This window comes from Enterococcus florum, assembly GCF_004309355.1.
Classification (GTDB): domain Bacteria; phylum Bacillota; class Bacilli; order Lactobacillales; family Enterococcaceae; genus Enterococcus_A; species Enterococcus_A florum.
This window is the reverse complement of record NZ_BJCC01000013.1, coordinates 1-20,292: the sequence shown is the minus strand read 5'-3', so window position 1 is coordinate 20,292 and position 20,292 is coordinate 1. Positions and strand designations below refer to the sequence as shown.

At 34.2% G+C, this 20,292-nt stretch carries 17 protein-coding genes; 13 read left to right on the top strand and 4 right to left on the bottom strand.

The window, feature by feature from the left end:
- Positions 1-58 precede the first annotated feature (58 nt).
- From NRIC_RS08115 to NRIC_RS08105, 3 genes are read left to right on the top strand one after another with little or no spacing between them, the layout of a single operon-like run.
- Positions 59-445 carry a Mor transcription activator family protein gene (locus NRIC_RS08115; RefSeq protein ID WP_227873767.1) on the top strand — a complete coding sequence of 129 codons (387 nt, stop codon included), beginning with the start codon at positions 59-61 and terminating at the stop codon, positions 443-445.
- Positions 435-944: a hypothetical protein gene (locus tag NRIC_RS08110; RefSeq protein WP_070509375.1), complete on the top strand. Its 510-nt coding sequence runs from the start codon at positions 435-437 to the stop codon at positions 942-944. The genes NRIC_RS08115 and NRIC_RS08110 overlap by 11 nt, the downstream gene beginning before the upstream one ends.
- Positions 931-1,896 (top strand): SPFH domain-containing protein, encoded by a 966-nt coding sequence (locus NRIC_RS08105; protein WP_146622200.1) that lies wholly within the window; start codon positions 931-933, stop codon positions 1,894-1,896. Before NRIC_RS08110 ends, NRIC_RS08105 begins: the two co-directional genes overlap by 14 nt.
- Positions 1,897-1,965: 69 nt before the next feature.
- On the opposite strand, the gene NRIC_RS08100 is transcribed toward NRIC_RS08105, so the two are convergent.
- A complete protein-coding gene (locus NRIC_RS08100) occupies positions 1,966-3,396 on the bottom strand; it encodes a hypothetical protein (protein ID WP_146622199.1) in 1,431 nt (476 codons plus the stop codon).
- A 427-nt stretch (positions 3,397-3,823) separates the two neighbouring features.
- Between NRIC_RS08100 and NRIC_RS08095 the strand changes: the two genes are divergently transcribed.
- The 6 genes from NRIC_RS08095 to NRIC_RS08070 all read left to right on the top strand — a co-directional run bounded on the left by NRIC_RS08095 (position 3,824) and on the right by NRIC_RS08070 (position 12,973).
- Positions 3,824-6,601: a DUF927 domain-containing protein gene (locus NRIC_RS08095; protein ID WP_146622198.1), complete on the top strand. Its 2,778-nt coding sequence runs from the start codon at positions 3,824-3,826 to the stop codon at positions 6,599-6,601.
- A gap of 27 nt (positions 6,602-6,628) precedes the next feature.
- Positions 6,629-7,330, top strand: a complete 702-nt coding sequence (locus NRIC_RS08090; protein ID WP_146622197.1) for a hypothetical protein — start codon at positions 6,629-6,631, stop codon at positions 7,328-7,330.
- A 474-nt stretch (positions 7,331-7,804) separates the two neighbouring features.
- The gene (locus NRIC_RS08085) at positions 7,805-8,086 is read left to right on the top strand and encodes a hypothetical protein (protein ID WP_146622196.1); all 282 of its coding nucleotides are present in this window, start codon (positions 7,805-7,807) and stop codon (positions 8,084-8,086) included.
- A 164-nt stretch (positions 8,087-8,250) separates the two neighbouring features.
- Positions 8,251-9,621 (top strand): recombinase family protein, encoded by a 1,371-nt coding sequence (locus NRIC_RS08080; RefSeq protein WP_146622195.1) that lies wholly within the window; start codon positions 8,251-8,253, stop codon positions 9,619-9,621.
- A gap of 60 nt (positions 9,622-9,681) precedes the next feature.
- Positions 9,682-11,325 (top strand): recombinase family protein, encoded by a 1,644-nt coding sequence (locus tag NRIC_RS08075; RefSeq protein WP_146622341.1) that lies wholly within the window; start codon positions 9,682-9,684, stop codon positions 11,323-11,325.
- Positions 11,326-11,530: 205 nt separating this feature from the next.
- Positions 11,531-12,973, top strand: coding sequence for an Eco57I restriction-modification methylase domain-containing protein (locus NRIC_RS08070; protein ID WP_146622194.1), 1,443 nt, complete (start codon positions 11,531-11,533; stop codon positions 12,971-12,973).
- Between the two features lie 115 nt (positions 12,974-13,088).
- Here NRIC_RS08070 and NRIC_RS08065 read toward each other — a convergent pair whose 3' ends face one another.
- Positions 13,089-14,027, bottom strand: a complete 939-nt coding sequence (locus NRIC_RS08065; RefSeq protein ID WP_146622193.1) for a BsuBI/PstI family type II restriction endonuclease — start codon at positions 14,025-14,027, stop codon at positions 13,089-13,091.
- 165 nt (positions 14,028-14,192) lie between these two features.
- On the opposite strand from NRIC_RS08065, the gene NRIC_RS08060 reads away from it, so the two are divergent.
- The 4 genes from NRIC_RS08060 to NRIC_RS19840 all read left to right on the top strand — a co-directional run bounded on the left by NRIC_RS08060 (position 14,193) and on the right by NRIC_RS19840 (position 19,237).
- Positions 14,193-15,116 carry a hypothetical protein gene (locus NRIC_RS08060; RefSeq protein ID WP_146622192.1) on the top strand — a complete coding sequence of 308 codons (924 nt, stop codon included), beginning with the start codon at positions 14,193-14,195 and terminating at the stop codon, positions 15,114-15,116.
- A 108-nt stretch (positions 15,117-15,224) separates the two neighbouring features.
- Positions 15,225-16,424, top strand: a complete 1,200-nt coding sequence (locus tag NRIC_RS08055; protein WP_146622191.1) for a PIN-like domain-containing protein — start codon at positions 15,225-15,227, stop codon at positions 16,422-16,424.
- Positions 16,425-16,782: 358 nt separating this feature from the next.
- Positions 16,783-17,904, top strand: coding sequence for an IS4 family transposase (locus tag NRIC_RS08050; protein ID WP_146622190.1), 1,122 nt, complete (start codon positions 16,783-16,785; stop codon positions 17,902-17,904).
- 224 nt (positions 17,905-18,128) lie between these two features.
- A protein-coding gene (locus tag NRIC_RS19840) for an IS630 family transposase (protein ID WP_373862072.1) occupies positions 18,129-19,237 on the top strand; the annotation gives its coding sequence in 2 pieces (ribosomal slippage) (positions 18,129-18,549 and positions 18,549-19,237; 1,110 coding nt in all).
- A 305-nt stretch (positions 19,238-19,542) separates the two neighbouring features.
- On the opposite strand, the gene NRIC_RS08030 is transcribed toward NRIC_RS19840, so the two are convergent.
- Entirely contained in the window at positions 19,543-19,752 is a 210-nt protein-coding gene (locus NRIC_RS08030) for a hypothetical protein (RefSeq protein WP_146622186.1), read from the bottom strand.
- Positions 19,753-20,084: 332 nt separating this feature from the next.
- Positions 20,085-20,292 (bottom strand): hypothetical protein (locus NRIC_RS19530; protein ID WP_227873766.1); only part of this gene is annotated, 208 nt, incomplete at its 5' end.

Below are 20,292 nucleotides of genomic sequence, written 5' to 3'. Positions count from 1 at the left end.
GGTGAATGTCCTTCATTTTGTCACAAGATAAGTCAAATTAGAAGTTTTATTATTATTAGTGAAAGTACTAACGACGAAGGAGGTAGTTTGTATTGGTAAAAAAGAGGGCCCAGATATTTACTCTTGGCATAGCATCTATAAAGAATTGGCTCAGCTAATAGGAACAGAAGCGACAATCCAGATTTACCAAGAATTCAAAGGAACTCAGATTCATTTTCCTGTTCGATTGATTCGGCCAGATGCACTACCGTATGTTCTTAACAATGAATACAACGGAAAGAATTTACGAAAATTAGCTCATTATTATGGCTATAGTGAAAGACATCTTCGGAGAATCCTTGCAGACAACAGAGAAAAAACTGACGAAAATCACGTAAATGACCATTCACTACCATATCTATTGGATTTAACTAAAAATGAAAAGGGGAAAAAGAATGAAGAATGAAGAGTTAAAAACAAAATTATTGAGTAACTTGAGTATTGTAGGTGCAGTACTTATGATCGTAGGATTATTTATTGGTAATTTTTACTCGGCTGCTAATGGCGCTTTTTCGGGAGGCTACATAGTGAAGGGTTATAATATTTTTACGAGCATTTGGTATGGCTTCTTATTAGTCCTGATTCCAATCCTATTGTTGATTGCGCCAAAAATCGAAGTTCTAAGTAAATCAAAGAAACTGATTGATTTTGTACTGCCGATTGTTTCATTGGTCATTGTATTCATTTTAAAAGGACAAATCGCTGAGGCTATAAGTATTTTTGGTTCGTCAACAAGTTCCTTTGGTACGGGTGCGTATATTTATCTGATAGGTAATATTATTTGCTTAGTATTGGGAGCTGCTAATTATTTTGGATTTAAAACAGATGTGAAAAGTATTCAAAAAGCGGTAAACGAAAAAAGCTTTGATTCTTTGAAGAAGGATGATGACGATGAAAAAGTATAGTGTACTTGTTTTAACAGTGCTGTTAGTTTTTACTCTTTCCGGCTGCAAGTCACAAAGCGGAGGGAATTCGTCGGTCAATAAAAAAGCAGCAGATAAATACGAAAAAACATATGGTGAAGAACGAGCTCACCAAAAGAAAGTGATGGATGAAGCCTCTTTTAATCAAAATGAAGAACAAAACGAGGCGGAATATCGTCAACGCTCGAAAGAAGCCGACGAAGAATTTTCTCAAGCCATTGAAGACCAAGAAAAAAATAGTCAGCAAGCAACCAAAGATTACTTAGCCATGTTAAAACAAGCCGAGTCTTTAGCTGAAAATGGAAAATTCACAGAGGCAAAAGAAAATATCCGTTACGCTGATTTACCAGGATCAGACGAAAAAGGGAAAGTAGCAAAAGCAAAAGGTACCGATTACGAAGAACAGCTTCAACAACTTGAATGGTTGCAGAAGTACGAAGAACAAGGCGTCAGTGGGTTAGACACATCTGTTCGAGAAGATTCTAGAAAAGCGATTGACTTAGAAAATGGCTCTAAAGTACTGGCAAAGTTAATCAAAGAAATGACAGAGCAATTAGACAACGGTCAAAAGATTGAGAAGACTGCTTCTAACACCACAACAGAAGGTTACAAGGCAAATGCGCTGCCCGAATTAACTATCACTGAAGGTGTTGATTCAACTGGTACGGCACAAGCTAATAATGGTGAAATCAAATTAAAAGGCGTATACAGTGCTGGTGGTGGTGCTAAACATTTGGCGATCAATGATGGTGGTACCATTATGGGCACTGTTGAAGTAGCTAGCGATGGCAGTTTTGATATTCATATCAACAACATTGACAAATTACCATGGGGATTTGATGTGATTCCTAGTGATGGATTAAAGGCTGGGCAAACAGGTGTCATTTCTTATGATCAGGGTGACGGGAAATATTGCCATATTAAGGTTAATTAGAAGGAAATAAAAAAATTTGGGTAGACACATTTTACTGTATCTATCCAGATTTTTTATTTTTGTAAAGTATTATTCGAATAAAGCTTTCATTGCATTAAAAAAGGAATTATTATCAGATTCTATGTTTAGTATTTGTAATTTTTCAAGATAATTTTGATTTTTGCATGTTGAATAAAGCTCTTCGTAAAAATGTTCGGGAGAAGAATTTTCCATATCTGCAATTTCATTATCAATAGAAGCAAGTTGTTCCTCAAGTTCTGCACGTTTTCTTTTTTTATCCATTAAAGTATTAATATATAGAAGCTTTGCCGAATGAGCATCATTTTTTGATTGATCTTTTATTATTCTATTTAAAACGGTGATTGGAAATGATTCTAGGCTATATAAAGGATCAATGACATTAGGCTTTTGTGGTAGAAAGAGTTCAGATAGAAGATTATCAAGAGCAAGTAACAACTCTGGATAAAGTTCTTCGTTTGTTGGATTTGACTTTAGTTGTGCATATAGTGAAGGTTCTCTTTTTTTGAAAGGGGCTATTAGATCGTCAGCCTTGTTCTCTATGCAACTAGAGGTACTATTAGTAACACTGAACTTTACTCCTTTAATTGCTATTTGTTCTCCGGTATGCTTCAAAAATGCGTCAATCCCATCTTTGGATAAGATATCGAAACTTTTCTCACGCCTATCAATGAAAGCGTTCCTTCTTGTGAAAAAGAATCTGATATCTTCTGAAGATTCAATTTGGTATGAATCTGGAAACTGTTTCTTTGATTTTTCTTTCTCATCAGTTAATACATATTTCTCGTAGCTTGTTTTTGAGATTTCTTCCCATACTATTTGAGCGTAGGCCTCATCCAACGTATTTGAGCTTGAAATATTTGTTGGTAAAGGACTGGCGTATCCAGCCTCTAACTCAGTGATATGTGACTTTTTTATACGCTCAAAAATCTGTTGCTGTAATTCACTTAGATAAACAGATACCAGTTTAACCCTATTTATATTACACCTTTTTAAGTCGATTTGTAGATTAGCAGTTTCTTTATATATATCTAAAAATTTTAAAGTGGTATCGTAACTTTTACTATGTTCAATTCTTTTCTTCCCAATGAATTCCTGATTATTAAAATAATCGACTAGAATTCGGTAATAATCATAATACTCTTCCCACCCCAACTTTGAATTGATTGTTTTCCCATCATTTGTTTTAGATAACGGAATTACCGCTTCAGATTCAGTCTTGAGTAAGTGAATCAAGGCCTTTTGAATTTCCAAGACGTAATGCTGAATATTTTTACCGATTATTTCAATTTCTGTATCCATGGGAGAGGTTTCAATGTCTTGTTGTGAAATAATAACTTTTTTGTCCTTATTTCTAAGGTTGGTTCTTAGCAATATTGCTTCAAGACGATCTTTTAATGTTTCGTTAGCTAAGTTGATATCCTTACCTACGTATGAAAGAAATTCTTTTTGTGTTTGGTAGTCAAAGCTATAGTTTTTCATAGGTTCCTCCATCATTATGGTAAATCTAGATTCAATGTATTTCTAAAAAGAAATTACCGGTAAAAAGGGTAGTTTCTTTTTAACTTTGATATTACTAAGTGCTGTTAGCTCTATAGACGGAACAATATATCCCTAAAATACCGGTAGTTTTACTCGTGACCATTACTTCTTTGATTTTATATGAGTTTTTTAAGTAAAAGTAGATTTTTTTCAATTTTTCTACTTCTACTTAAAGGTAGCTTCAAATTTTATATTATGGACTCAAGCAAGTGATGAGTACTCAAACTTGTGAGTAGGGACTTTGAGCGATTGTTTTTGAACCCAAACTTGGCGCCGAGAGAGGTTTCACAAGCAGTTAATCGAATAAGCTCGAAAAAAGCTATTTCGAGCTTCTACTCTCCATTTTAAACGATAGGGATGAGCATAAATGGATTTTGTTAAATATAGTACTGAAATGAAAGATTTCTTTGGAATGTTGAATGGTTATGGTGTTGCAAATGTGAATCTCAGAGCTTTTCCTAAAGGTAGCAAAAGGTCTTTTACTGGAGTTTTCGCCACTGGTAAGTTAGGGATTGAGCGAATGATGAATTGGATAAAAGAGAATGGATTAGCAGAAGAATCGATCTACACTACATTTAATTGTATTGATGAAAAAGCTTTAAGCAAATCTGCTGTTGGTAAAAAGGACATATCTTTGATCCGATTTATTTTGCTTGATATAGACACAATAACAGCAGAATCAAAGAGAAGTGCGACCAACGAAGAAAAACATTATTCGCAGTTGTTACTAAACAAAATAAAAAAATATTTAGAAAACATGGGAATTGTTGTGCCCATTACAATTGATTCGGGAAATGGCTATTATGCACTGATACCAATTGAACCATTTAAACCTCAAGAAAAACCAGACTTAGTTAAAAATTTCTTGAAAGTGTTAGATGCTGTTTTTTCAAATGAGCATTCCAAAATCGATGCTGTTGTGTTTGACGCCTCAAGGCTTATGAAAGTACCACCTTCAAAATCTACAAAGGGAGAACCTACGGAAGAACGAACTCATCGGTTCAGTAAGCTATTAACTAAGCCAAATGATTTTAAGTCGAATTCTATTGAGCTGATTCAACGGGTAATTGGAGCACAAATCAGGGATTCCGCAAATCCTGATTTAGAAGAAAATAGTTACATTTCGAATCGGGGTGAGACAAATTACAATGATAGCCATCGTGATACGGTGGAGATGGACCCAGAAAAATGGCTGAAATTTCACGGAATTCAATATGAAAAACAAAACGGCGATTACGATGGAAGGACATTGTATATCTTAAAGGAATGCCCTCTAAAAGTTCATACTAACAGCCAAAGAGGGTCATATCTAAGCCTTAACGAAAAGACTGGACGAACAGGTTTTGGTTGCCTGCATGATAGTCACAAATCAACTACTATTCACGATTTGATAAAAAAATATCCTATACCTGAGGATGCAAGAAAATTTCATTTTTCTTTCACGAAAGAAAAAATAGATAAGGAAACGATTTACTTTAACGAATTCAAGATTTCGGATGAATACATTACACAAAAGAAGAAAGACGGATACCAACGAATTGGTTCATCAATGTTTCTAAAGACGGCCTACCATAATGTGGATACGAAAAAAGTTGCATTTGATCTTTGCTATAAAACCAGAATAGGGTGGCAAACTATTCTGATTCCATCGGATAAAATCACTTCAACAAATATTAAAGATCTTGTTACTTACGGAATAAAAATCCTTCCATATCAAGAAGGAGGGGTAAGTAAATTTCTAATGGACCAACAGGATCATGCTGAAATAATTAAAGTTCATTCAAAGCCTGGTTGGCACTATGATCAAAATCAGAGATTAGTGTTCAATTTGGATAAGCAGTATAACTTAGAAGATGACTCAGAAAAAAGCATCTTATCTAAAAACTCATCAATGGATCTAACTTGTTTAGGGTCATTTGAAAGATGGAAACAGCAAATTTCCCAATATGTTCTTGGGAAGCAAATGGAACTAGGATTAGTTCTGGCTGTGCTTCCGATCGTGATTGGGTACTTAAACCTAAAGAAGAAAACTAGCCTAAAAAGCTTGTTGTGCAATCTCTTGGGCTCTTCTACAACAGGTAAGACAACTACTTTACATTTTATTGAAAGTTTCTTTGGCGATTCTTCGAATTTGGTCCGAACTTTAAACGCGACAGATAACAGCATAATAAATAGTTTAGCTGATAATCATGGAGTTCCTATAGCATATGATGAATTGGGTTCAAATGCTCAAAAGAATTATACGTCATTGGTGTATCAAATTTCGTCAGGAGAAGAGCGACGCAGACTTACAAAAGAAGTAGATCAAAAACCTCTTCAAACATTTCATACGACCATCTTTACGAGCTCTGAGGAAAGTCTATCAGCATATCTTGGAAAAAATACAGGTTTAAAAGTGCGTTATATAGAATGGAGAAATAAAGAATGGACGTCTAGTGCTGAAGACGCAAGAAGAATTTCGGATTTATCTAATCAAAACTATGGACAAGGTGCAAATGCTTTTGTGAAAGAACTATTTAATGTTGGGCCACAAATAATTGAAAAGACTTATAACCAATCTCGAAAAGATATATTGACGTACTTGTACGATTCGCGGTTAAAAGATCGCCTTTCTGAGCCCTATGGAATGATTCTCACAAGTGCTAGGCTATTGAGTCAACTACTGAATATTCCAATTAGAGAAGATTTCATAGTAGAGGAAATAAGGAATGCTGACGAAGAAATGAACAATCTAATTCAATCGGAGAAGTCAAATGTTGAAGAAAAATTGTATGAATGGATTGTCTCAAATGCTAGTAATTTTGTTCAACATGGAAAAACGATGAAGTATCCGCGAGCACCAATTTATGGAACTGTAAAAGAGTTTAAGGGAACTATAAAGGTTAGAATTTTTCCCAATCGTTTTGAAGGAGCAATTCGATCAGAGTTTGGCATTCGTGATCCAAAACCATTGATAAAAGAATTGATTGAAAAGGGCATCCTTTCAACGGAAGGGGATCGTAATACTAAGCGATCCAAACTACCTGCGATTGATGATCCAAAAATTTTGAGAAATCAAAGTGTTTACGAAATGAACTTGGATACTAAGTTCAAAGGAGCATTTGGATTTTTGGCAACGATGGAAGAACAGATTAGTGATATGTAAAAGTATGAAGATGAAGGAGGAATAATCATGATTATCAAACAAACTGTAATAAAAAACGAAAGGGGTCAGTTGCACAGTGACGTAATTGATCCGGTAAAAGAGAATACTTTATCTAAAACTGAGCAAAATCAAACAGTGAAGGAGAATGAAAAAATGCAAGAAGAAAACAATTTAGTTGAAGGAGTAAAAAATGAGGATCAAATAAAGGATGATCCTAAGAAGATAGTAACAAGTCCTTTCAAAACTACTGAAGAAAAAATGATTCTAGACAAACAACAAGGAGAAACCTCTGATGACCCAACTTTAGGAACAGGGATTCTTGGTGGAGTACGTCGAGTAAAAGAGAAGAAACCTGGTACTGGAAGAACACGTAAAGAAGGAAATGCTGAAAAATTTAGGAAGTATATTGTTGAAAACTATCCTAATTATGCTGAATTTGTGACCAATGATCTTTCTGAATATTTTAGAACCAATCATAATCTGAAAAACTCAGATATCTCTGGGCAGTTATTCGGATTGCGGACTGCTGGCTGGATTGAAAATCGAAAACCAACCGAAGCTGAAATAAAAATTATGGGTAAAGGGATAAAGATTTGGAAGGGGACTGATAAATTGTACGAGGCTTATTCCAAAGATTTAAAGGTTGCTGAGGAGGAAGAAACTTTCAACGTATCTGTTGAAACAAATCAAGCTGGAGGGGATAAAGGTGAAAAAAATGAAGACATCTAACTCAAAGCAACTCAAAATGGACGTAATTTATTATTGCAAAGAGCTCAGTAATGAGGAGCGCGTAAACATTCTTTTCGATGTTGCTAAAAGAGATGCCAAAGAAAAATCCTGGAGCTCAATAAAGTAATTGTCATTGATTCAATGGAAGACTTTGAAAAAAAAATGGATTATTCATTTTCTGATAAGTCTTTGATTATTTAATTCTTTTCAATGTAGAAGAAATGGAAAAAAATCTATTTCAAATGAAGCGTGAATAAAACAAAAAACTAGGAGTGATTTTGCTGGTTACTCCTAGCTGTAAAGATATTTATTAAAACTAATTTTTGATACGTAGTCTAATTTTGAAACCACGGAATAACAGATTAGTGATGGATAAATATTGAGGAGGAATACTCATGACTGTTAAGACTAATAGTCAACAAGGTTTAATTAAAATGAAAGAGATCAGTTGGAAATGAGGAGGTTGAATAAGATATGTATCCATACTTAACATACTTAGCAAGACAGAGGGGAGCTTTGCTTTATGTGCAACATAAACTCACAGGAGAGCAACGACTCAGCTTGTTTTTAAAAAATATTGTCGGCTCGGGTAATCAATTTGATCCGAATCATTTAAAAGTCTATGCAAGCTGTTTCGGACTAAAGAAAAACAGTATCTCAGCCGCTTTGACAAATCTAAAAAAAGCAGGGGTAGTCAATACGACTACTCCTGGTCATAAAAATGTTCGAATAAAACTAACTTGGTACGTAGTTTAAAAGGAGGAGCTTATCATGGAAGCAAACAATTCGTTTACAAGAGACTTAGCAAAGCAATTACTTCCATATTTGTTTCATCATGATCCAAATATGGAAGACACTGAATTAAGCAACAAGAATGAGGGCGTTTAGCCCTCTATTTTTTTATTGCAAGGAGCATTTTTATGGAACAGGTTTATAGTTACGATCGAACTTCTGTTTGGGATACACAGAAAGTGTCAAATGATGCTCAGTGGGAAATTATTCGAAGTCGTTCATTGGAAGATACTGAATGTATACCACAGCGTTTTAGTGACCGGGGAAAATCTGGAGGAAATGACGATCGTCCAGCCTTAAAGAAATTGTTTATAGAGATACGATCTTCCTATATAAAAAGAAAGCTTTATGTATGGAGATACGATCGGATTTTTCGTGAAACGCAAAAAGCGTTAGAGTTTGTTGAACTTTGTCATAAGCATAACGTCGAAATCATTTCTATTTCAGAACCTTTACCAGAGGGATCATCAAGCCTAGCGTTAAAAACCATGTTTGTTCAGTTATTATTTATCAATGCTTCTATGCAACGTGAGACGATCATTGAAAACATTCGTAATGGTTTGGCGTACAAAAGAAGCAATGGAGACTATATTTCTTCTGCTATTCCATTTGGCTATCAACTAATAGAAGGCAAAATTATCCAGAACGAACAAGAAGCAAAAGCTGTGAAGCGACTGTTTGAACTATATGCAAGTGATGATTATGGCTATAAAAGATTAGCAGACAAGCTTACTGAAGAGGGGTATCTTTTTAACGACCATCCGTTTAAAGTTCACAACATATGGAACATCTTAGATAAATCCATTTACTACGGCATCGTAAAAGGTGGGACTTTTGGTGAGTACAAGGGAAATTTTGAACCTATAATCAGTGAGTCAGAGTTTAAGAAAGCCCAAGCTATTCGAGAATCGCGGAATGTCACGAAAGTTAATCGTAGAGAATATCCCTTACGTAAAAAGATTATTTGCCCATACTGTGGACGAAGATTAAGCCCAACACAGCGATGGAACTATAGTAAGACAAAACGATTGCATTATTATCATTGTACGAAGCGAGAGTGTCCGGGAATTTATGTTTCTGCTACTAAAACGGAGAATATGCTATTAAAGATATTGAAGCGTTTTGTTAATGAAGATGTAATTTATCAAGGAATCATTACTGAAATTGATTCACAGATGAAGCAGTTAATAAAGAAAGAGAAACAAAAGGATCAAAAGAATGCTCAATCTAGGCGAGAGATTGTCAAACAGTTCGAGGACGGAATAATCACTTTGGATGAAATGAAAGACTTACTAAGCAGTTTTGATGAGTCACAATCGAAACAACCAATCCCCATTGAAAATTGTCGTACACAATTGGATCAGCTTTTAGAGCTACGAAAGCAATCAATTCAGCAACTTTTGTTAGACCATGTAGAAGTTGTTACAGTTCAAAAAGATAAGAAAATCGATGGGGTATTTCTCCAAGGCCTATCGGAAAATATCTGTATCAAAAAGTAGGAAGGTGAGGAAATGGAAGAAAAATCTTTTGTAACAGAACAATCCAAACGGCAATTGACAATGGAAAACAGTCAATTGCCGAAGAAAAAAAGAGTAGCTATATACTTGAGGGTATCGAGTTTGGAACAAGTTGAAGGTCACAGTATTGCTGCTCAAGAAGCAAATGCTCGAGAATACGCGAAAAAAATGGATTACGTGGTAGTCGGAGTATATAGTGATGAAGGTTTGAGCGGGAAATCTACAAAGCATCGCCCTGCTTTTCTTAAAATGATGGCTGATGCGAGAACAGGAAACTTTGATTTTGTTATTATTTGGAAGCTAACTCGTTTAGGTCGAAATATGTTGGACATTTTAAAAACAGTTGAAGAATTTATTGAACTGGGGATTGAGCTATTTTCGATCAGTGAAAATTTTGATATTTCAACTTCATCTGGAAAATTAATGCTGCAGCTATTAGGTAGCTTCGGGGAATTTGAACGTAATCAAATTTCCGAAAATGTAGCTATGGCAATGATGAGTTTAGTTCGAGATCAACAACGGTATGCTGGCGGAAGGCGATTAGGCTATGTTAGTGGTCTTGATGCTGAAGGTAGAAAGCAATTGATCATCGAACCAGAAGAGGCAAAAATCGTTCAATTGATCTATGCTAAATTTTTAGGTGGAGATGAATTTCGAACGATTGCTAATTATTTGAATCGTCAGGGATATCAAACACTCAAAAAGAATAAGTTTACACCAACAGCAGTTAGAGATATCCTTCAAAACAAGATTTATGCTGGCTATATTGAGTATGCTCGTTATTTAAATTGGGACATCAAGCGAAGAAAAGGAAAGAATCCAAATCCGATTTTAGTCAAAGGCGAGCACGAACCAATCATTGATCAAGTTACCTATCAGGCAGTACAAGAACGTTTAGTACTAGAAAAAGATCGACCAAGATGGAATCTTACTGGTGAAAATGTTCTTACAGGATTGTTACGTTGTCCGGAATGTGGGGCACCGATGGGTTCGAATGGAGTTGTAAACACTTTGAAAGATGGTACTAAGAAAACATTGCGTTACTACTCTTGCTCAAAATTTCTAAGTAAAGGGAAAAAAGGATGTCATGCCAATTCTATTCGAAAAGAGAAAGCGGAAGACTTTGTTGCAGCAAGACTAAAAGAAATTGTTCAAGTACCAGAAATACTTGACTCATTGGTTAAAGAAATGAATCGAGAGTTGCACGAGCAAATCGCTCCTTTAGAGCAGGAGTTGGCAGTTATCGCTACTGAAAAGCAAGATTTAGCACCCAAACTTGAGCGATTACAACAAGCGTTGGAGGATAGTCCTGATTTACATGATAATTTAATCGGTCGTATCAATGAGCTTACTTCAAAAATCATGTTGCATACACAAAGAGAAAATGAGATTCTAACCATCCTTTCTCACAAAGATCAAAAAATTGAAGTTGAGAACGTTCAACAGATTGTCTCTTCACTAGATCATTTGCTGGAACAGAGTGAGAAAAAAGTGGTCAAAGAGATATATCGAACGTTCATTGATAAAATCTTATTTGATAAGAAAAATAAGGATGATATCAAAATCTATATGAAGTTTGATCAAAAGATCGTTACTCAACTAAATGAGCTATATCAAAAAGTCGTATCTGATAAAAAAGATACGACTTCTTTTGTGTTAAAAACACCGTTCTATTCAGTGATTTAGATTGCATATGTTGTTATGTAGGCTGTAACGATACCTTAGCTATTTGAGATATCTAGGGTAGTCGTTATGGACCTGCGTAACATTAAACGTATATTTTTGTACAAAATGCGTAACTTATTGTAAAAGCATCTGTAAGTAAATTGGAAGCAACCGGAAAAAATGATATGATACGATACGAAGACCAGAAGGATTAGGAAGATAATTTATGATGAATGCGAAAAATAAAGAAAAATACAATCAATACTTTACGAATATTGAAATTGCCAAGTTTATGGCCTCTTTAGTGAATCTAGATAAAGAGAAAAGGGAAATTAATATTCTTGATCCAGGAGCTGGTGAAGGAATTCTTGGAATAGAAGCTGTAGAATATATCGTCTCTAATTCAAATATCAGTACTATTAGTTTAACCGCTTATGAAATAGATAAAGTGCTCTCAACAATTTTAAAAAGTGATTATGAAAGACTTAAGCAAGATCTAGCATTAAGAGGGATAGCTTTTAAATATAAGGTAAGTAACAGGGATTTTCTAAATGTTGTATCTGAACGAATGAAAAGTCATTTTGATTTGGTCATTATGAATCCTCCTTACGAGAAAATTGCTAAAAATTCAAAAGAATACAAAGCAATGGAAAAACAAGGATATAGCAAAACTAATTTGTACTCATCTTTTATAGAAAAAAGTCTCGACTTTTTAAAAGAAGAGGGTCAATTAATTGCAATAATACCCAGAAGCTTTGCGAATGGAACATACTTTTCTTCGTTTAGAGAAAATGTATTTTCAAATAGTAATTTAACCAATATTCATTTATTCGAAACTAGGAAGCTATTTACAGATGTTTTACAGGAAAATATCATTATTAAAACGGAGAAAAAAGCGGCTGAAAAGAATAGTGATGTAATAATTAGCTACAGCATCGACAACGATGTATTAGAAAACTCAGAGTCTGTTACTTTAAAAAATCATGAAATAATTGATGTTAAAAAGAAGTTTCAATTGCGAATAATGAAGGATAATCAAGACTTTGAAATAATGAGAAACATCCATGCTTTACCCTGTAAATTGCAAGATTTAAAATTAGAAGTTTCAACAGGGCCTATTGTAGATTTTAGAGAGGGCCGTGATTTTAAAAGAAGCGATTTTGAATTATTTACTGTTCCTTATTTATTTCCGGAGCATTTCAATTTAGCAACTAAAATGCTAAATTGGCCTAGATATCCAATCAATAAAGCAAATTATATAATCAATGATGATGCAATCAGAAGTAAATTGAGAAAAAATGGAAACTACATTTTAGTAAAAAGATTTAGTTCAAAAGAAGAAACAAGAAGAATTAATGCTGCTTTATGGTTAAGTAATTTCACAGAGGAAGAGTTAGTAGGATTTGATAATAAAGTTAATTATTATCATTTTAATAAAGAGGGATTGGATTTGGATATTGCTAAGGGAGTGTGTTTATATTTAAATTCAACTATAGTAGATAGATATTTTAGACAAGTTAGTGGTAATACCCAAGTAAATGTATCTGACTTAAGAAATTTAAATTATCCTGATAGAGAGTCTTTAATAGCGATTGGAAACCAGTGGAACTTGGGCGGAGATATTTCTCAGGACGCAATCGATGATTTAATAAATAATAGAATATTTTAAAAAAGAAAACGGCCAACATTGACCGTTTTCTTTTATTGATGAGATTGTGTTGGAGAATCAACGAGGTAGATAGCCCTCGTGACTAATTGAGTATACTATTATCGGTCACTTTTATCTAGTAGTCTTTATAAGAAATCATTCTTTTTTGATCAATTAAGTACACTGTCGTATCGGAAGCTATTTGATTTGAAAAACGTTTGAATAAAGAGGAATCCAAAAAAGCAGTAGCAAAAACAATGGTGTGTTTGGATTTCCAATCACTAAATAGTTCTTCCAATTCCTTCTTTCTAAGAGTATCAATAGGCCCGGAAGAAGCTACAGCTTCAAAAAGATAGAGTATACCATTTTTATCATCACACATAATCACGTCGGGAATCTTCTGATGAATGTCAATTTCTAATCCTACATATTCGACAAGTTCTTTGTTGAAATACAGATCTTTAGTTTTAGTATCTCCGACATACACAACCTTAGCATCTTTGGAAAGATGTGGTGCAACGTCTTCAACTAGAAATTTTTCAATGATATTGTGAGGACCTGGTGACAAGCGTAAGTCCTCTTTCAAACTGTAGTGACTGATTGTGATATTATCAGTTTTTTTCTTTAGTTCTTCTATCTCTTTGAGACGGGTTACTTCCAGTGAGTCGACAAATGTTTCTTTTAGTAAAGCGTATTTATCTTTATCAGTTAAGTATGCTTGGATGAGTTCTCTAAACTGAGGTGTCAAAATGTAATTATTATTGCCAGAGTTAGTAACGCGATTTGGATCGTCAGCATTTTGAATAACTAGCCCATATTCAACTAAATACTTTAAACTATGTTTTCTTACCGTTTCTCGAGTGTTTTCAGCATAAGGTTTATTTAAGTCATTTCTTGCAAAATTTAGAATATCAGTTACTCGAGCACCTTGGGATAAACGGGTATAGCCTAATATTAAGCCATCGCGCTCGCTGTCATCGTTCAAGGCAATTATGCAGATTGCTGTCACATCGTTTATATTTTCGAAATATAAATCATCGAGAATTATTTTAGCATCTTCAATTTCTAAGTTCATTCCTTTTTCTCCTCTTTATAAAAGATCACGAATAGTATATCATATTGAGTAGTAATATAATAAAAAATGTAAATATTAATTGATGTGCGAAACATAAATGAAATTTAGTAAACGATACTTAGAAGATCATTTAAAGTATTGGAAACTTGAATAGGAGGTTCTTTTATGAGAGATGCTTTTTTTTATGATACCAATGTTAAGCTTAAACAATTGACACAAGTATTAAATAATTCATGGGCAGTGGTTGTGGCCCTTTGGAATTTGAGATGTGAAGTAAATGGAATAGTGCATCAGTGTCCAGACATAAAACAAGATGAACTAGTTCAAAAATTTAATACTGGTAGTTTAGTAAAAGGCGTTGACTATAGGAGAACATTTATTGATACTGAGTGGTCAGAACAGCAAGACGAGATTGCTGTAATGATACTCAATAATACTATTTCTCTGTATGAATCTTGGTTAGCTGAATTAAAAGATAATTGTTTTGTTAATATGAATATTAAAAGGATGCAGTTTCCTGATTCAATAGAGATTGAGATAACTAAACTGAACACCCCATCTTCAACGGTCCTTACTAATACTTTCTATGCAAAATATTTAACTAGAAGACATAGGAACTATACTCAAATAAAGGATTTGCTGAGGTGCTATAGGGTATTTAAAGAAACTAGAAATTGTTATATGCATAATGATTTTTATGCAACGCCTCAGCTAATTGATAGTTATAATGAGTACCAAATTTCAAAAAACAATTTGTCTACGATACTGAAAGAGATTCCTGATATTTCTCCCCCTAAAATTGGGGAAAAAGTGCATTGTAATATTCGAAATGTAATTGGATTTACTCAAGTGTTGATTAAAATAATGGTATCTAGTGATGCAGAACTTGTTAAGTCTCTTACAGCGGAAAATGAATTTATAAAATGTTATCGGCAGAAACAAAAAATAGTACGAACTTTGTCGCCTAACGAAGAGAGAGCAAATAATCAGGTATGTAGATATGTAACTCAGTGTTGCTATCCTTCACCTATTGATAACATAGAAGAGATGAAAAGTTTTTTACTGAGAAAAAGGTTGGTAAGTAGGTAGGAGAAAAGTATATTAGTATGAATAAGTTAATAGTAGAGTAGTATTTTTAAAATCTATAGATAATTCGCTTAAATACAATTATAAATGAAGAAATAGGAGAACAAAGAAATGGCTAATATCGATAATTATTTTGTTACTCAGAAAAAGATAGATGAGTTAATATGCCTTGATGATACTTGTGTTGTGCTAGATACGAATGTTTTGTTAGCTACTTATCAATGGAGACAGGCTACAAAAAAACAAATAGAAAATATAATAGAAAAATTTTCAGCCGATGGCAAATTGAAATTTTCTTTACAAGTTATAAAAGAGTTTTCTAAAAATAGAAGTATCTTAATTCAAGAAAGAATAGATGATGTCTCAGAAGAAATAAATAAAATAAATATCTCAACATCAATAGACAAGTTAGTGCCGGTTTTGAATGGAACCCAACGCTTTGAAGAAACGCAAAACTTACAAGAAGCTTATATGAAAGCTACAAATATTTACACTGGACAATTGCGGAAAATAAAAAAAGATTTGAACAAATTGCTTTATTATGATGAATTTTTTGAGTTAATTCACCAAACATCAAAATTAAATTTGATACAGGATTATAATGACGAATACTTAGAGGATGTTTATAGAGAAGGTAGAGAACGATTCGATAAAAATGTTCCACCTGGTTTTAAAGATGGAAAGAAAAAGAACGGTAATGAATATGGCGATTTTATTTTATGGAAAGATTTGATTTCATTAAAATCGAATGTTGTTTTTGTGAGCAATGATGAAAAAGAAGATTGGTGTCTGAAGGACAGCAATGGACAAACTTTATCTACACGACCTGAGCTTTTAAAAGAATTTTTTAAAGAGACAGGTGGAAAGAATTTTATTCATATATCTTTACTAAATCTTGTTAAATTTTTAGATAATGATGTTCCCGAAGATGTTTTGGCGGATTTACAAGAATCACCTTTTGAAGATACAATAATTGTTCCAGCTAGAAAAGAAGGTTTTGATCGAGTATTTCTTGGAGAAAAGCAATGGTATGATATCAGAATTAATAATAATAGGATCGGAAATATAAAGTATATTGCTGCTTATCAAGTAGCGCCAATTAAAGCAATAGTATATTATGCTAAAGTTAAGGAAATAGTTGAGTCTGATAATATCCCAGGGTACAAAAAAGTAATTTTTGATGGAGAACCTATTAAGCTAGAAGAGCCAATAAAATTGGGTGATAATGTAGCACTCGCTCCACAAAATAGTAGATATGTTCATTTTAATCAATTAACGTCGGCTAGATCTTTAGATGAACTTTTTGAATAAGAAAATAATATATGGCATGAAGGTATTTTACTTTTGAGGATCGGTAAAAGTAAAATACCTATTTTTTATCTGAATGTATAGCTGTCAAAGAGTCCCAAGAATATCATTCACTTACGATACGCGGAGCCATATCATAAGTGATGATATTAGATGAGTTAAATAATGATTTGTTCCACAAGTATGTGGATTATAGGTTTAGCCAAAAAAATATTTACAGTATCTAGAGATATTTGATATCACTAATGTTGCAAAGAATTCCTAACCTATCAAATGTTTGATGTAACGCTATCCAACCATAAAAAAGTCCTTTATACTACTCTTGGATGACTTATCCAAGACCAATAAAAAGGACTCAAGCATGGATAAGTATAACGCAAAAACATCTTTTCAGAAATGGTTTTCCGCAATTAAGTTTGAAGAATTATCTGAAAAAGCCAAAAATTGGATTTTTCAGTTTGATTCTTACAGTAAAAAATTGGATTTCACTACCACAATCAAAATTCTGTTACACGCCGTTTATGAAGAACTGCCCAGCTATCGTGAAATTGATCGTGCATTTATGGATCGCAGACTCTGTGAAGAAATCGGGATTGATTCATTGTGCTACAGTTCGTTATCGCGTAAAACTGCCGAAATCAGTCAAGATGTCTTAATAGAAATTTTTACACAATTGGCTCGGAAAGTGTCCGAGCAACGGCCAAGTTCAAAAACGACCAGCCTTCAACTCGTTGATTCAACCACGATTCCACTGAATAGAACGCGATTTCCATGGGCAACGTTTCGGAAAACAAAAGCAGGCATCAAACTTCATTTGAACCTCTGTTATCTGGATAAAGACAATCAGTATCCAGAAAGTTTTACGATCACCAATGCCGAAGAACATGACCGGAATCATTTCGAGTGTTTGGTGGACAAAACGGAAGCGACCTATGTGGTGGATCGCGGTTATTTTGATTATCAACTGCTGGATCGTTTGCACTATGACGGCTATTTCTTTGTGACACGAACAAAATCCAATACAACAATCACCGTCTTAGAACAAATTGAACTCACCAAGCGAAAGACAACAGATGGTGAAATCATCAGTGACCAGCACGTGATTTTAGGCGGTGGGAACAATCATGTCACCGAACAGTTTCGTTTAGTAACGATTCTGACGAAAGGTCAAAGCAGATTACGAATTGTGACGAATCGTTTTGATGTCTCACCAACTGAAGTCGCCGATATGTATCAGGCACGCTGGCAGATAGAGCTGTTCTTCAAACATTTAAAACAGAATCTGACGATCAAGCAATTTTACTCACGAAGCGAACAAGGCGCGATCAATCAAGTGATTCTCACCCTTATCGCGACGCTGTTGACCTATTTGGTAAAGATCGAATTGAATTCGTCAGCGACACTCTTCCAGTTGAAGCGCTCCTTTCATTATCTATGTTTTGAGCCCGCAGAAATCTGGTTAGAACGCCACAAACCCGGATGATTTTGACTAAATAAGTTGTCGACGCTTTTAGGATTCAGCTAAATACGACCAAAATTTTCTGGAAGAAAGTCATCCGTTGCGTAAGCATTCGACTTTTTGGAAATTTTAGCGAAAGATAGTTTTCAGATTATTCTGACTATATTTGTGCAACATTAGTATTACATCCATCTAGAAATTAAAGTGCAAACTATGATATGATTTGATCAAAAAGGGTTTGATTAATTATGGGAAGATATAAAGTGACGTTAACAGATGAAGAACGCATTGAATTGAAAAAATTGATTCAAAAAGGTGATAAGGGCTATCGTATTCGTCATGCTCAAATCTTACTCAAATTGGACAATTATCCAACAAACGATTGGACGTATAAAGAGATTCAAAGAGCGCACGGTGCTTCCGCCGCTACGATTGCCAGTATCGCAAAACGTTATGTAATTAGTGGGTTGGAAGCCGCCCTTGGTCGAAAACAACAAGTAAATCGTCACAGGAAAGTAACCGGAGAAATTGAAGCACACATTTGTGCAATTGCTTGTTCAGAAGCACCTGAAGGACATTCACGTTGGACGATGCAAGCGATCGCTGATGAACTCATTCGATTAGAATTAGTAGATTATATTACAGACAGCACCATTTGTAATGTGATGAAAAAAACGAGATCAAACCGTGGCTTGTAAAAGAATGGTGTATCCCCAAAGCTGGAGCGGAATTTGTCGCTAAGATGGAAGAAATATTGGATATCTATCAACGTCCTTATGACCCACTTCTTCCAGTTGTTTGTATAGATGAAACAAGTAAACAGCTTATTAAAGAAACGCGTGTTCCTGGGATACTTGGGAAACCAGAAAAACTGGACTATGAATATGAGAGAAATGGGTCCGCTAACGTGTTTATGATATTTGAGCCTCTCGGCGGAAAAAGAGAGACTATTATAACGGAAACACGGACAGCATTAGATTTTGCACGTGTCCTTAAACATACGGCAGATATCCTTTATCCACGAGTAGAAAAAATTATTTTAATCACAGATAATTTAAATACACACACGAAATCCTCTCTATACAAAGCCTTTTCTCCAGAAGAAGCCCATCGATTGGCTGAAAGATTTGACTGGCACTATACTCCTAAACATGGAAGTTGGTTGGACATGGCCGAAATTGAGATAGGTATTTTAAGTAGACAGGCTCTTGGTAAACCGTTACCAGATATGGAAAGTTTTCAACGACAAGTAAACATTTGGACAATCAAACGAAACACAGAATCAGTTAAAGCTAATTGGCAATTTACTACACTGGATGCTCGAATTAAGTTAAAAAGGTTGTATCCTATACTTTAAAAACTACTTGGATGTAATATTAGTGATATTCTGTATAGTTATTGTCCAGTTTATATCTGTGTCTGCACTATGAATAGCTTCACTACAATCATATAGATCGTACGTTTGATTTATGGAGTAGACCTCCTTGTTCGTTTCAAAATCTGGTTGAAAATTGAATTTCTTATACACATCGTTCCAGACTTCTTGTGAATCAATATCAGAAAGAATTTTCCATTTTTCTTCTACCATAACTTTCTCCTACTCTACTCTTATAACTGATTTATAATGATCCTTCGTATAATAAACTGAACCGTCACTCCCTTTTAAAACCTCTCAGCATCACGTGATTGTCCAGGCACTTTATTATTAATATCAAATTCTTTATAAGAAATACTCTTGCAATTTGTGTCCGTTTTTGGAAGAGTGACAGAGCCATTACTCCCGTCATTTTTCCACGTTGCTCCAGCTTTTGTACCTTGGGTTTGCCCCGTAACATTCCCCTTCCATCCATTTTTTTCATATTTATCATACATCTCTTTAGCTTGATCAGGTAAAGCATTTTTACCCGAATTACTATAATTACTCCCATTTTTATACTTTGAAGAGTATTATTCATAACAACATTAGCATGAGCGGCCCAGAAATTCCGATAATAAATCCCCTTATCTAAGACTTCGTCGTTTCCTTGTCCTAGATAAGGGGAATAGACCATGTGGAGTAAAATCTCTTTTGCTCTTTGCAATACTAGATTTCGGAAGCTCTCTAAGCTTTTTATCCCTTTATGATGTAACAGGTATTGAACAAAATTTTCTTTTGTTCTAATAACTCAAGAAACTTCTCTAAAGAGGTCTTTTTCCAGATACGTCTAATCAAAAAATTCTATTTCAAAACAGAAGCCCTGCATATTGTTTTTGGTCGATAAAAAAATGTACTTATTACCTTCATTACAAAACATACTGATCCCTGTATACTTCATAAACAACATAAAAGAAAAAAACATTTTTTCTTTCTCATACTTACTAAAACTTGAAACATAAAAATATACGCTAATCCTTACCATAAAAGGATTTTTT